The organism is Akkermansia sp. GGCC_0220, from assembly GCF_017566105.1.
Lineage (GTDB): Bacteria > Verrucomicrobiota > Verrucomicrobiia > Verrucomicrobiales > Akkermansiaceae > Akkermansia > Akkermansia massiliensis.
Genome location: NZ_JABFCI010000012.1, coordinates 28553 through 43190 on the forward strand (window position 1 = coordinate 28553; position 14638 = coordinate 43190).

The 14638-nt window shown below is 60.6% G+C and carries 10 protein-coding genes and 1 tRNA gene; 8 read left to right on the forward strand and 3 right to left on the reverse strand.

Annotated features, from left to right (window positions below):
- Positions 1-359: 359 nt before the first annotated feature.
- Entirely contained in the window at positions 360-2678 is a 2319-nt protein-coding gene (locus tag HJW02_RS09300) for a hypothetical protein (protein WP_102721071.1), read from the reverse strand.
- A 374-nt stretch (positions 2679-3052) separates the two neighbouring features.
- Here HJW02_RS09300 and HJW02_RS09305 point away from each other — a divergent pair, with 374 nt between their 5' ends.
- The 4 genes from HJW02_RS09305 (at position 3053) to HJW02_RS09320 (ending at position 7224) form a co-directional block, all read left to right on the forward strand.
- Complete coding sequence (locus tag HJW02_RS09305; protein ID WP_022397485.1) at positions 3053-3433, forward strand: hypothetical protein; 381 nt, start codon at positions 3053-3055, stop codon at positions 3431-3433.
- A 115-nt stretch (positions 3434-3548) separates the two neighbouring features.
- Positions 3549-5690: a DNA gyrase/topoisomerase IV subunit A gene (locus HJW02_RS09310; protein WP_022397486.1), complete on the forward strand. Its 2142-nt coding sequence runs from the start codon at positions 3549-3551 to the stop codon at positions 5688-5690.
- Between the two features lie 94 nt (positions 5691-5784).
- A tRNA-Thr gene (locus HJW02_RS09315) sits at positions 5785-5859 on the forward strand.
- Between the two features lie 783 nt (positions 5860-6642).
- The gene (locus tag HJW02_RS09320; protein ID WP_240454338.1) at positions 6643-7224 is read left to right on the forward strand and encodes a putative peptidoglycan-binding domain-containing protein; all 582 of its coding nucleotides are present in this window, start codon (positions 6643-6645) and stop codon (positions 7222-7224) included.
- A 144-nt stretch (positions 7225-7368) separates the two neighbouring features.
- Here HJW02_RS09320 and HJW02_RS09325 read toward each other — a convergent pair whose 3' ends face one another.
- Both HJW02_RS09325 and HJW02_RS09330 read right to left on the reverse strand, forming a co-directional pair.
- Positions 7369-7752 (reverse strand): hypothetical protein, encoded by a 384-nt coding sequence (locus tag HJW02_RS09325; protein WP_102721068.1) that lies wholly within the window; start codon positions 7750-7752, stop codon positions 7369-7371.
- A gap of 103 nt (positions 7753-7855) precedes the next feature.
- Complete coding sequence (locus tag HJW02_RS09330; protein WP_102721067.1) at positions 7856-8182, reverse strand: hypothetical protein; 327 nt, start codon at positions 8180-8182, stop codon at positions 7856-7858.
- A gap of 368 nt (positions 8183-8550) precedes the next feature.
- Between HJW02_RS09330 and HJW02_RS09335 the strand changes: the two genes are divergently transcribed.
- From HJW02_RS09335 to HJW02_RS09350, 4 genes are read left to right on the forward strand one after another with little or no spacing between them, the layout of a single operon-like run.
- Positions 8551-9438, forward strand: coding sequence for a ParB/RepB/Spo0J family partition protein (locus HJW02_RS09335; protein ID WP_102721066.1), 888 nt, complete (start codon positions 8551-8553; stop codon positions 9436-9438).
- Positions 9439-9461: 23 nt separating this feature from the next.
- Positions 9462-10406 carry a M28 family peptidase gene (locus HJW02_RS09340; RefSeq protein ID WP_022397491.1) on the forward strand — a complete coding sequence of 315 codons (945 nt, stop codon included), beginning with the start codon at positions 9462-9464 and terminating at the stop codon, positions 10404-10406.
- Between the two features lie 37 nt (positions 10407-10443).
- On the forward strand, positions 10444-12426 hold the full coding sequence (locus tag HJW02_RS09345) for a BatA and WFA domain-containing protein (protein ID WP_022397492.1): 1983 nt from the start codon (positions 10444-10446) through the stop codon (positions 12424-12426).
- A complete protein-coding gene (locus HJW02_RS09350) occupies positions 12423-14621 on the forward strand; it encodes a hypothetical protein (protein WP_102721064.1) in 2199 nt (732 codons plus the stop codon). Before HJW02_RS09345 ends, HJW02_RS09350 begins: the two co-directional genes overlap by 4 nt.
- Positions 14622-14638: the final 17 nt, after the last annotated feature.

Consider the following 14638-nt stretch of genomic DNA (forward strand, 5'->3'; position numbering starts at 1 on the left):
GAGCCGGATGCGGAAAAAACGGCGGCAGGAAATATTTCCGGCAGGCCGGAATGGCGGGGAAATGCCATACGCCCCTGGAAAGTCCGTCCCTTCCCGGCAACGCTACTGCCCCCCCTCCTGGGAGCGAAGGCCATCCGGCCTTCGGATTCGGTCTGGCTCCACAGTCAACGGAAGAGAGCTTTCCTTCTTCCGTTTTTTGCCACCGCTGGCAAGGAGCAGGAGCCACTTGTTCCCAGGGAGGAGCCCATCGTGTACCGGGAACAAGGAATCCTCGTTTCCGGCAGCGAAGGGAATTCCCTTACATACAAAAACCGGAGGGATGTCCTCCCTCCGGTTCCGGATACGTCTAATGAAGCCGTTTAAATCGTCTTGATGACGGAAGATTCGTCGTCCTCCCTGTCATCGGAGGAAGCGGCCTTCCTGGTGGGCACAGGCGTCTTCCTGACCTTTTCCAGGGCCTTGTCCACCGCCGTAATTACCTTGTCTTCCCCTGTTTTCTGGCTGGCCAGCTCATTATAGATTTTTTCCTTGGCTTCATAATCAGCCTTGGCGGCGGCATCGTTCGGGTTGGCCTTGAATTTGTCCTCTGCCTTGAACAGGGCTTCCTCTGCGGCCTGGAACTTGGGTTCCACCACATTCCTGTGGTCTTCCGCCGTCTGCTTGATGCGGCCCAGCAGGCGGATCACATAGGGGCGGTTGCTGAGCCTCTTGAAGGCGGAAACCAGGAACTGGCGGCGTTCGCTCGTCTTGGCGTCCGCTATCAGGGGCTCGAACAGCTTGAGCGTGGCGTTGTCATCCCGGTCACGGTCCACGGAGAGCACGCGGAGAATGGAATCATGGGCCTGGGAACGCACGCGTTCATGCAGGGATTCATCCTTCCACGCCTTGAACAGGTACGGAACGGCGTCATCCGTGTTCCAGTCCCCCCAGGCGGTGATGATGGCGAGCGCCTTCTTGGGGTCTTCCTTGTAGCTCTTTTCCATCATGTCCAGCACCTTGGGATCGCCGGTGCGGGCCAGCAGCTTGTAGAGGACCTTGACGTTTTCCTCCGGCATGTTCTTCTGGTACTGGAGCAGCTTGGAAGAGAGCGCCATGCGCTTGGCCGGGGGGGCTTCGTCAATCAGGTAGCGGGCCGTGCGGAAGGCGGAGGAAACCAGGTCCTGGGAAGCATCCTTCTGCTGGAGAATCTTCATGACGTCGTCCAGGTCGTCCAGCTTCATGGCAAAGCGCATGTACTTGAGCACCACGGCCTGCTTGTCCTGAATTTTCTTGTTCTTGCTATCACTGATGGAGGCGTACAGGTCTTTCAGCATGTCGCGCATGGCGGGGCTGGAAGATTTGGCCAGCAGCGTCACCATCATGGAGTATTTCTCCTTGCTGTACCTGCCGACGTTTTTCTTCATGTCTTCCACCACCTGGCGTGCGATGTTGTCATCCATCTGGGCCATGATGGAAACCAGGTGGGCGGCGCCGGGCCAGTTTTCCCGGTTTCCCTTGGCTCCCCTCACATTGGCTAGGAGCAGGGCGGCGTCCTCCGCATTGGGCACCACCTTCACGTCCGGAACGCGGCTGAGATTTTTGGAATCAAACAGACGGCTGCGGCCCAGTTTGCCGCCTTCCACCACCAGTGCATTCAGGCGCGCGTTTTCCCCTTCCACCTGGTCTTTCTTGCTGTTGGTATGCCAAGCATAAATTCCTACCCCGGCAGCGGCAAGCACCAGGGCGCATACCCCGTAAATGACGCCCCTCAGCAGGGATTTGGATTTATCCACGGAGGCGACCATTTCCCGGGTGGTTTCCGTGCCGGCAGGCGGCTGGATGCCGCCCGTGCCCGCGAGGGGAACGCTGGCGGTGGGAGAAACGGATGCGGCAGCCACGGGCTGGGAAGCCGCGGCAGACGCCACGGAAGGAACGGGCGCGGTCCCCACAGGGGATTTCAGCACCTTCAACCGGGGCACGGCGCTTTCCGCCGGGGCGGCGGCAGGGGCTTCCTCCGCCGGGGCAGGAGCCGGGGAAGTCTTTAAAACTTTCAATTTGGGAATGGAGCCTGTGGAAGCCGCGGCAGACGCCGGAGCAGCCGGTTCAGGCGCCTGAACGGCAGCGGGAGCCACGCCGGCGGCCTGCGCCAGGGCAGCGGCCTGCGCGTCCGCCAGGGCTTTCTGGGCCTCCGCCACCTTGGCAAGGGCATCCTGAATCTGGGCATCCACCGCCGGACCGGGCAATGGTTGGGAAGCGGCTTCCTTTTCCTCCTGTTCCGCCGCAAGACGGGCCCTTTCCTCTTCCGCCGCCACACGGGCCGCTTCCTTCTCCGCGGCAATGCGAGCGGCTTCCGCGGCCTCCTGCTCCGCCCTGATTCTGGCGGCTTCCTCCTCGGCGGCTATTCTGGCCGCCTCTTTTTCCGCAGCGATGCGGGCGGCCTCCTGCTCGGCTGCCGCCTTTTCCGCCGCAATCCTGTCCGCCTCCGCCTGTTCTGCGGCACGGCGCGCGGCTTCCTCCTGTTCCTGGGCCAGCTTGGCCTGCAATTCAGGAGTGAGGAAACGCGGTTTGGCAACTTCCACGCCTTCCGCGGCGGGGGAAGCAAACTTTACTTTGGGCGCTGCCGCAGGGGCTGCCGTTACCAGGCGGCGGCGTAATTTGGGAGCCTCTGGAGAAGACGGGGTTTCTGGCTGGTCGGTCATGATGATAAAATGGCTGGAAGATTGGGGCGATTTTACACGATCCCTCCGGCTCCTGCAATCTCAAAATCCGGACTGACGAAGGGACGCGAAATTCTCCGGAACTCCTGATTCAACAAGGAATTCAGGGAAAAAGACTTCATGCGGCGCAGAAAATAAAAAAGCGTTTAAACATCCCGCAAGCGCCCTTGCACGGAATGTTAAACAATTCAAATTTTAAATAATAAAAATCATGAATAAAATAAGCATATTACCTCTGAACGTCAACAATATGCCCCCTATATTTAAACAGTCTTTTAAATTATGTCAAAATACTTGCTCTTTTTGCTTGCTACCCTACGGACCTTTGATTAAACAAATAGCCACTCGTCAATATCATGAACTCCAACGACAGCACCAAAAACAAGAGGCGCTATACGCCTGAAGAAAAACAATCCGTTCTTGACTTCATCGCTGAACGGAAAACTCAGAACAAAAGAGGCGCCCAGAAGGAAGCCGCTGAACGCTTCGGCATCAGCACGGTAACCATTTCAAGCTGGATGAAGGCCACCAAGGCCAAGCGCGGCCGCAAGCCCGGCACCAAAAATACAGCCGCTCCCAAAGCTCAGCCTCTCGCTGCGGCCCAGCCCGCGGACCTGCGCCGCCTGGCAGCAGTCCTGGAAGAAATCGCCGACCTTGAAGCCCAGACAACCAAGCTCGACACCCTGCGCGCCGAAGCGGAGGAACTCAAAAACAGACTTACGGCCAAACAGGCCTGATTGCGTTTAGCCATTCCTTTTTCCGGTAACCGGCTTTCCTTAACGGAAGGCCGGTTATTTTCTTTCCGGAGATCGCACTTGCCCCTCCGGAACAATTCCTTTAATATTTGCGCCCGTGACTCAACCCGCCCACATTGCTCCCGCGAGCCAGTCCGTGGAAGGCATGTATGCCGACTACTTTCTGGATTACGCCTCGTACGTCATCCTGGAACGGGCCGTACCCAAGATCAATGACGGGTTCAAGCCCGTGCAGCGCCGCATCCTGCACGCCATGGACCGGCTGGACGACGGGCGCTATAGTAAAGTGGCGAACATCGTGGGGGACACGATGAAATTCCACCCGCACGGCGACCGCTCCATTGCGGACGCGCTGGTGGGGCTGGGACAGAAAGGGCTGCTCATTGACACGCAGGGGAACTGGGGCAACATCCTGACCGGGGATCCCGCGGCGGCCTCCCGCTACATTGAAGCGCGCTTCACCTCCTTCGCCCGTGAGGTCGTCTTCAGCCCGAAGGTCACGGAATGGCAGCTTTCCTATGACGGCAGGAACAAGGAGCCGGTCAGCCTTCCCGTCAAATTCCCCCTGCTCCTCGCCCAGGGAGCGGAAGGCATTGCCGTAGGCCTTTCCAGCAAAATTCTTCCCCACAATTTCAACGAACTGATTGAAGCCTCCATCGCGCACTTGCGCGGCCAGCCCTTCCAGCTTCTGCCGGACTTCCCGACCGGAGGCGTGATGGACGCCACCAACTACCGGGACGGGGAACGCGGCACAGGGCGCGTCCGCATCCGGGCGCGCATCCTCACGGAATCGAAGAAGCTTCTCCGCATCACGGAAATTCCGTTCGGGGTCACCACGGAAATCCTGATTGATACCATCGTCTCCGCCGCGGAAAAGGGGAAGATCAAAATAGCCCGCATCGAGGACAATACGGCCCAGCACGTGGACATCCTGGTGCATCTCCCGGCCGGAGCGGACCCGGAGCAGACCAGGAAAGCCCTGTTCGCCTTCTCCGCCTGCGAGGTCAGCATCTCCCCGAACGCCTGCGTCATCGTGGAGGAAAAGCCCCGGTTCATGTGCGTGAGCGACATCCTGCGCTACAACACGGACTCCACCAGGGAAATCCTGCGCCAGGAACAGGAAATACGCCTCAAGGAACTGAATGAGGCATGGCACCAGGCAAGCCTGGAAAAGATTTTCATTGAAAACCGCATTTACCTCTCCATTGAAGATTCCGAGACGTGGGAGGAAGTGCTCGGCACCATTGACCGGGAATTGCAGCCGTTTGCCGCCCAGCTGCGCGCGCCCATCACCAGGGACGACCTGGTGCGGCTGACGGAAATTAAAATCAAGCGCATTTCCAAGTTTGACGCGTTCAAGGCGGACCAGCACATCCGGCAGCTTGAAGCGGACATTGAACAGACGCAGAAGAACCTCAGCCAGCTCACCAAATTCACCATCCGCTGGTTTGAAGCCCTGCGCAAGAAGTACGGCGCGGCCTATCCCAGGAAAACGGAAATCTCCTCCTTCGGCTCCGTGGACCGCGCCCAGGTGGCCGTGGCCAATGAAACGCTGTATATTGACGAAGAAGGCTTCGCCGGGTACGGCGTCAAGAAGGGAAACCCCGTCTGCAAATGCTCCACGCTGGACGACGTGCTGGTCATCGACAGCGCGGGCGTGCTCAAGATCGTGCGGATTCAGGACAAATTCTTCGCCGGTAAAAACCCCCTTTATATTTCCGTCATCAAGAAGGATGATGACCCCGTGTTCAACCTGATCTACCGGGACGGAAGGGACGGCCCCGTGTACGCCAAGCGCTTCCGCATAGGCGGTTTCACCAGGGACAAGGAATACCCGCTCACCCGCGGCGCGAAGGGAACGCGCATCTTCCACTTCTCCGTGCATGAAACGGAGGAAAACAGCTCCCAGATCAGCGTGAACGTCTATCTGAAAGCCGTGCTGAAGCTCCGCAACCTGGTCAGGCCCTTCCACTTCGCGGACCTGAGGATTAAAAACCGCGGGGTCCAGGGCAACATCATTACCAAACATCCGGTGGAGCGCGTCTCCCGCATCATGCCCCCGGCGAAAACCGGAGACGAGGAAACGGAGGAAGAAACGCCCTCCCCTTCCGCTGCCACGGAACAGGCGGAAAACACGTCCGTTCCGGATACGGAAACGCCGCAGGCCGGAACATCTCCCGGACCGGAGGAACCTCCTGCCGGACCGGCACTGGAGCAGGGCTCCCTGTTTGACTCCTGAAGCGGTTAAAATGAGGCGCGCCATGCCTGCCACCCCATTTTCGGCTTGCCACCATGGGCCATCTTCTGTAGATATGGGCCACCTCATTCACCACGCCGCTTTAGCTCAGTGGTAGAGCACCCGCCTTGTAAGCGGACGGTCGTCAGTTCAAATCTGACAAGCGGCTCCATTATAAACCCCTCAAGTTCACCGCTTGAGGGGTTTTCTTTTTCTTGCCAGGGAGAACCCAGTCCCACGTCAGGCCGCACGTCAAAACGGAAAAGGCCGTTCCCTCCGGATTTGTCCTGAAACGGGAATGCGCGGCATGCCGTTTCCGGTTACGCCCATCCTGAACCGGAAACGGAGTCAGGAGTTCATACCGTCCGCAGTATCCGGAACATGACGAGCCGCATTCATAAAAAAGCCCCCTGGCACGGAGGCCAAGAGGCGAAGTATCCTAACGTAAAGTCCTTTGACAGTGGCACCATTCCCAACGGGACGCAAGACTTAATCATCCTTTTTGCGCATAATAAATTCCGGGTGCACCGAAGCAGTCGCTGAAAATCCCTGTGCCATGCTTCGGAGGGGAGCGCCACTTTCCTGAATGGCTCCCAGAGTCCGGGGAATATCCGGAAACGATTCCACGGCGTCTTTAATGCCGCCAATCTCCGGAAATGGAAGGAATCACTATCCCTCACCGGGTTTTGTGAATTTCAGGCGTTATGCTTTTTGTTTTCAATGGTTCATGAATAGCCTAGGAATAAAGGGCCCAGCGCCGCCGGGGAAAGAACGGCACCCCCATACAGGAACGCATCAAACCGTTCCGGAGACGCCTCATTTATCCCCGGCAGCCGTGCAGGCAGCTCAAGCGGCGGACCGTTCATTGATGGAAAACGGCAGGTCAAAAAGCCATTTTTCCCTTTGAAGACGCATTCATTGCAGGTCCGCCGAACCTCCACCACTATTGGAACCTATGAATACTACAGAAAAAAAGATGGCTGCGGCCATTCTCCGCTTTGAAGACGACCGCGTCACCGGGCCGGCCTCCCTGCGCGTTTCCCGCCTCCCTGCCGCTGACAAGGGCGGCAAGTGGGAAATCTGCGGCATCTGCGACGGCATTGAACCCGCCGTATTCAACCGCCTCAAAGCCTTGCTTGACGCCGGAAAACAGGAAGAAGCCTGGGAAGGCTGTCTTCAATATATTCTGGACAATACCGCCGCCGTCCGTTCCTGGATTGGTTCTGACGCCCATCCGGGCATTGAGTTCTTCCTGCGGGACCATTATTTCAATTCCGGCAGCAAGAACACCGGGAAGATATTGCAGCGAGCCTTGAACGACTACGGCGCCGGAATTGCCGTGGACGGCATTCCCGGAAAACAAACCCGGCAAACGCTGCAAACCGTTCTTGCAGAATCCGGAGAACGCAAACTCCTTGACAGCCTTTACGAGCGGCGCGAGTCGTTTTATTGTTCATGCAGGCAGTTCAGCACCTTCGGTAATGGCTGGCGGAACCGTTGTAAAAATGCCTACGAGTTCGCCGCCGCCCTGGCCTAGCAGGACTTTCACCAGAAATGCCGCGAACCGGGAAGCGGCCGGCGCCTTTGAATGCCTAGCACGCTTTCATCAGGGCGGCCTCCAGCAGGCAACAAAAGCATCCATGCGGTTTTCCGCATGGATGCTTCCGTTTCTTCAACAGGGTCAGGAGAGCGGTCCGGCAACCGCAGACGCCGCCAGCAGGCGGCAGAACCGGGAAGAAGACAACTTCATCAGCCGCCCGTCCCCGCGCTTGCCATGCTGGGTCAGAATCCATGGCAGGGAAAGAATTTCCCGTTCATAAGTCAACAGTTCCCGCGCCTCTCCCGCCAGAAAATGGAGATGCCAGGCATCGCACCGTTCCGTCTCAAACCGGCAGCGGACATCGATAATCCTGCCGAAAGGAGCGGAGGAATCCACCCGGCGCGCCATCAGGACAAGCTCCGGGGTACGGACATAGACATCCTGGCAGCGCCCATCCTCATCCATCTCTTCTTCCCTCCTGCCCGCAGCCAGATAATAGGCGGCGGCGGCTGATAAAGCGTTCATGCCATCCCCCTTTCGCCACAGGCCATTCACTTCCGCAATTCCCGCCGGGACGGCTCATGCAGAACCGCTTGTCCCGGCAGGTTGCGAACCGGACGGCACGGAATCATTTGCCTTTCCGGATTCTCTGGATCACAGGCTGTACCTCCGTCTCCGGCTGGGCCTGGGAATAGGACAGGCGCCCCGGTTCCAGCACCAGGCACGCGCCGTCCCTGCATATCTCCGTCCGCTCCGCAGTCACGTCTATGGTATGCCCGCAGCCGGAAAGGAGGGAGGACGCCGCATAGGCCACTCCCGCCAGAACCACCCACAGGAGGCGTTCCCACCACGTCAATCCGGGTCGGGACTTGCTTTTCTCATAGGCGTTTTTCATGCCCTGCTTTCCCGCTTCCAGAGCGGCTTTCTTTTGTCCTTCCGTCAGATTGAGCTTCATCGGCGGGCGGGGGCAAGGGGTTCAAGGAATTCAGGTGCGCGCTGCGCCGCAGCGGTTCCACAGGGAAAGCCTGCGCCATGGCAGGATTGTTCATTGCTGTTCATCTCGTTCATTTGTTGGTTCATGGCCTTGAAACGCCCCCTGCCCTGCACGGGACAGGATATCCGCAGCCTGCCGGAAACCAGCGCGGCGGCAGCGGGCCGTTCAAGGCACCGCCATCTTTGACCTGCCCGCGGGGTGGGGCGCAACACGCCTGACACGTCCGGGAACATGGAGGATGAAACCGGCCGCACAAGCGGGAATTTCCGCTGCGGATAACAAATACCCTGTTGAAAACGGAACCGGTTCATGCTAGTTTCTTCCCTGCTATGGCAAAACCGGCTCTGGGGAAAGGCTTTGACGCCCTTATCAATCAAAATCTGTCTCGTGAATCCTTGGCGGCTCCCCAGGCGGGAGACGTTGTGCATCAATTATCCCATGCCTCCATTATTCCCAGCTCCCTCCAGCCGCGCGCCATCTTTACCCCGGAACAACTGGCGGAGCTGGTGGACTCCATCAAGGAGCACGGCATCATCCAGCCGCTGATCGTCCGGAAAACGGAAAGCGGCAAGTATGAGCTCATTGCCGGGGAAAGGCGCTGGCGCGCTTCCGGCATCCTGGGCCTGTCCACCGTGCCCGCCATCATCCGGAAGGCTTCCGACAAGGACGTGCTGGAGCTGGCGCTGATTGAAAACCTCCAGCGTGAAAACCTCAGCCCGCTGGAAGAGGCCTCCGGCTACATGCGCCTGAAAACGGAATTCCGCATGAAGCAGGGGGACATCGCCAAGCGGGTAGGCAAATCCCGCGCCGCCGTAGCCAACAGCATGCGGCTTCTGGATCTTCCCCAGGCGGTCCAGGACATGCTGGGCAACGCCTTCATCAGCGTGGGACATGCCAAGGTGCTCCTGTCCCTCAAGAACCAGGACCAGCAAATCCAGCTCGGGCGCGACATCGTCAACAAGGGCTACACCGTGCGCCAGACGGAGAAAGCCATCCAGAAGCTTCTCAATCCTCCGGAACCGGCGGCTCCCGCCAGAAAGCCCTCCTCCCCGCAGTACAAGAAGATTTCCAGCGTGCTCGCCAAACAATTCGGCACGCCGGTAAATATTTCCGGACAGGGAAGCCGGGGCTCCATTGAGATCACCTTTTCCAGCAAGGCCGAATTCGTCCGCATTCTTGAACTTCTGGGCCAGGATGAATGGTCCGCTTCCAAGTAAACCTTCCACTCCGTCTTTTTCCCATGACGCCCCGCATCGGACTCATCCTGCTCACGGCCCTGCTGATGCAGTGCGGAAATCCCGTGGAAACGCCCCTTCCGGGTGCGGAAACCATTCCCGCCCGGCTCCAGGAAACAACCCACTTCAACGGAGGAAACGCCATGTTCCACGCCGCCCGGATGACGGAGATGGGGGACCGGGGTTCCGGCACTCCAGGCTACCGCCAGCAACTGGACTACCTGAAGAAGGAACTGGCCAAACACGGCTGGACCTGCCAGGAGCAATCCTTTGAACAGGAAACGTCCAAGGGCCCCATCCAGTTCGTCAACCTGCGGGCCCGCTTTGGCAAGGCGCCGGATTTCCAGGCTCCGGTCCGGGGACTGCTGACCTGCCATATCGACACCAAGCAGGGCATCGCCGGCTTCACCGGGGCCAATGACGGGGCTTCCGGCGCAGCGGCCATTCTGGAAACGGCCCGCATCCTGGCCGGGGAACCCGCGCGCGCCGGAGAATTGGAGCTGGTGTTTTTTGACGGAGAAGAGAGCTTTGCGGAACACATGGACAGTGACGACGGCCTGTACGGCTCCAAGCACTATGCCGCCGCCATGCGGAAGCCGCTGCCCAAGTGGATGATCAACCTGGACATGGTCGGGCGGCAGGGAAAAAAGATACGCATCCCGGTCATGACGCCCCAGTCCATGTACCGGGTTTATTCCCGCGCCATTCGTGAACTGGGCTATTCACCGGAGGAATGGGGGGTCTCCGGCTACGCCATTCTGGACGACCACGTCCCCTTCATGGACCTCGGCATGGATACGCTGAACATCATCGACGATTTTCAGGACGGCAACTGGTGGCACACGTCCAAGGACAACATAGGCATTCTGGGTGAGAAATCCTTCAAGCAAACCGGAGAAATGACCCTGCATATCCTCCGCCAGCTGCTGCCCGACCCGCCCTCTACCTGACAACCAGGCCTGAATCCCCAACTACCCCTATCCTCCCATGTCCTTCACCTCTCCCTGGCTGCTATGGGCCCTCTTTGCAGCCTCCATTCCCATCATCATCCACCTGGTCAACAGGTGGCGGCACCGCTCCGTCCATTGGGCGGCCATGGAATTCCTGCTCCGCGCCGCCAGGGAAACCCGCGGGACGAAAAAACTGCTGCACTACCTGATTCTGGCGCTGCGCGTCCTGGCCGTGGCGGCGCTGGTGACGGCCTTTGCGCGACCCCTGCTCAGCAGCTTCTTCGGCTGGGGGAGTTCCGGACTGAATGAAGTCCTGCTGGTTCTGGACCGTTCCGCCTCCATGGACGCACGGCCGGACAAAACCAACTCCCTGCGGGACGCCATCCCGCCGCTGGTGGAATCCACCTTTGCGCAGCTTGGCCACTGCCGCCTGTCCCTGCTTGATTCCGCCACCGGAACCGTCACCCAGATTCCCGCCCCGGAAGCCCTGGCGGACCTGACCGTCAGCAAAACCACGGACGGCGGCGCAGATATTCCGGCCCTGCTGCAAAAAGCCATCCCGTATCTGGAGGAGTCCGGTTCCGGAAAGACGGAAATCTGGATTGCCTCAGACATGCAGGCCTCCTCCTGGAGGCCGGATTCCCCCCTCTGGCCCGGCGTGCGCCAGCGGCTGGCCGCTCTGGCCATTCCCCCCTCCATCCGCATCATGGCCCTCCGCGACAGGCCGGAAAGCAACCGCGGCATCAGGGTCAGGCAGGCCCAGGTGAACAACGGCAGGCTGGTGCTGGACCTGGAGGTGCTGCGCCAGGGCTTCAACCCCAACCAGCCGGAGGACGTGCCGGTACACCTTTCCGTGGATAATGCCGCCGCCTCCGCCACGCTGCAACTGGCCGGGGAAAGCACCGCCATCAGGAAGGAAATTCCGCTGCCGCAGGGGAAGGAATCCGGCTTCGGCTTCGTTTCCCTGCCTCATGACGACTTCACCAGGGATGACATTTCCTTCTTCACCTTCGCCCCCCGGCCCCTCGCCAACATCCTGATCTGCGGCCCTTCCGGAGAAGTGGGGAAAACCCTCTCCCTGATGTCCGCCCCTCCCGGCCTGCCCAACAGGAAGGCCACGATGCCCGGCAACACGCGGGCGGCGCAGGCCGCTCTGGCCTCCCAGTCCATGGTCGCCTGGTACGGACCGCCGCCGCGCGCGGAAATGGAAGAAAAGCTACTGGCCTTTATTGAAGAAGGGGGAATCGTCCTCTTCCTGCCGGACGATACGGCCCACGGCACGCGGCATCCGTTCCTGGGCGTCTCCTGGGGAGCGATGGAAACGGCCCCGCCCGAGGAGTACTACCGCCTGGAAACATGGGACCGCCAGCGCGGCTTCCTCCGGGACGGTTCCGACCAGGCGGCCATTCCCGCCAACCGGCTCCGCGCCGTGCGCCGGAAGCCCCTGCTGGGCAAATACCGCACCCTGGCCTCCTGGGATGACGGCACCTGCGCCCTGGCCCAGGTCAGGGCCGGAACGGGTTCCGCCCTGTTTCTGGGGACTCTGCCCAGATATTCCTGGTCCAACCTGGCGGACGGCCACCTGCTGCTCCCCCTGCTCCAGCGCATGGCGGACCGCGGGGCGGAACGCTTCTCCACTTCCATCTCCCTCCGGGTGAATGACCCGGCCCTGCCGCAATCCGCCACGGACATCCCCGTGCGCATGGACAACGCCCAGGGCAGCCACCCCTCCGGCTCTCCGGCGGACACGGCAGGCGTGTACCGCCTGGGAGCGCAGACCTATGCCGTGAACCGCCCCTGGTCGGAAGACAATCCGGACCAGATTACGGATGAAAAGCTCCGCCTCCTTCTGCCGGAGGCCTCCATCAGCTCCATGCAGAGCACGGCGGAAACGCCCTCCCTGGTGCAGGAGGCCTGGAAACTCTTCCTCATCATTTCCCTCGCCTGCCTGCTGCTGGAAGCTTTCCTGTGCCTGCCCAGGCACACGGCCAAACGCCCCTCCCCCACCATCCGCCCATGAGCCTGAGCCTTCAACCTACCGCTTTAAGCGTCCTCCTGGCCGTCCTGGTCATGGCGGCCGGCGTCTGGATGAGCCGCACCGCCTGCAAACGCAACCACCGTCCGCTGACGTTCAAGCTGGAACTCCTGCGCCTGGTGATTCTGGGGGCCATCTGCTTCCTGCTCTTCCAGCCGGAATGGGTCGTCACCTCCGCCCCGCAGGAGAAGCCCAAGGTCTCCATCCTGGAGGACCGCTCCGGCTCCATGGAAACGCAGGACGTGGAAATCACCCCCCAGCACGTCGTTACCCGCACGGCCTACGCGCAGGAGCTGATCAAGGGCAACAGCACGGAATCCCTGAAAGACACGCACGTGGTGGAATCCGCCGCCTTCGGCTCCCCCCCTCCGCCGGATTCCCCGGATTACGCCATGGCCTGCACGGACCTGGCCAAGCCGCTGGAGGACGCCATGCAATCCTCGGACAACCTGCGGGCGGTCATCATGTTCACGGACGGCGGCCACAACGCCTCCTCCTCCGTGCTGACGCAGGCCCAGCGCATGCGCACCAGGGGCATTCCCCTCTTCATCATTCCCGCCGGCAGTCCGTACCCCCTGCCCGACCTGGCCCTCCAGGACGTGAAAGCCCCCACCTACGGCATCATCGGGGAGACGGTGCAGATCCCCTTCACCATTAAAAGCACGCTGGGCAAGGAAACGCGCACCACGCTCACCCTGGCCTCCAGGGACACCGGAAAAACCGTCACCCGCACGGTCACCATCCCGGCCCAGGGGGAAGTGTCCGACGCCGTCCTGTGGAAGATAGAAAAGGAAGGGGCGGAAACGCTGGAGCTCAAGCTCCCCGTCCAGCCCCAGGAACGGATGCACAACAACAACGCCTCCTCCTTCAGCATCGCCGGCAGGAGGGAATCCATCAAGGTGCTGGTGATCGACACGCTGCCGCGCTGGGAGTACCGCTTCATCCGGAACGCCCTGTACCGCGACCCGGGCGTGGACGTGCATACCTTGCTCTTTCACCCGGGGCTGGAGGAAATGGGGGAAGGCCCCGGCTACCTGGTCAAATTCCCGGACAGGATGGAAGACCTGGCCCAGTATGACGTCATCTTCATCGGAGACGTGGGGCTGGGCCCCAAGGGGCTGACGGAGGAACAGGCCGCCCTGCTCAAGGGCATGGTGAAAAACCAGGCCAGCGGCATTGTCTTCCTGCCCGGCTACCAGGGCAAGCAGATGGAACTCCTGAAATCCGAGCTGGGAGACCTGATGCCCGTCACGTTCCTCACCGCCAAGCCGGAGGGAACCACCCAGCCAGCCCCCTCCCCCCTCATCCTGACGCCAGAGGGGCGCGGCTCCCTCCTTACCATGCTGGCGGATACGGAGGGTGAAAACGAGGAAGTGTGGCGCAACCTGCCGGGCTTCAACTGGTACGCCCCGGTGGAACGGCCCAAGGCAGGAACCACCGTCCTGGCCGTGCATGCGGCGGACAAAAACGCCTACGGCCGCATTCCCCTCATCGTCACCCAGTCCTACGGCAACGGAAAAGTCCTCTTCATGGGGACGGACTCCGCCTGGCGCTGGCGGCGCGGCGTGGAGGACAAATACCACTACCGCTTCTGGAGCCAGGTGGCCCGCTGGATGAGTTACCAGCGCAACATGGCCGCCGGGGAAAGAATCCGCCTGATTCCCAACCCGGAACGCCCCCGCCTGGGGGATACGCTGACCGTCAACGCCATGGTCTCCGACAAACTGGGGGCGCCTCTCCAGAACGGGGAAGTCTTCCTGGACATCACCGCCCCGGAAGGCACCACCAGCCGCGTGCAGATGGACAACATGGACCACACCTGGGGTTCTTTCACCGCCTCCGTCAAAATCAACCGCCCCGGCACCTGGAAGCTGACCGCTTCATCCTCCGCGGAACCGGACAAATCCGTCACGCTCCCGGTCATCACCATGGGCGAGACGCTGGAAAAAATCGGCCAGCCCGTCAATACCGCCCTGATGGAAGAAATGACCTCCATCACGCGCGGACGCATGGTGAAGGCGGAGGAAATACAGCAGCTCATCAAGGAAATCAAGGAGCTGCCCGTGCCGCCGCCCATGGAAACACGCATCCTGCTCTGGTGCAGCCCGTACACGCTTGCGGCCCTTCTCTTCCTGCTCACCCTGTTCTGGATAGGCAGAAAGCTCAACGGCACCATCTGACCCGGTGCGCTCCGGAT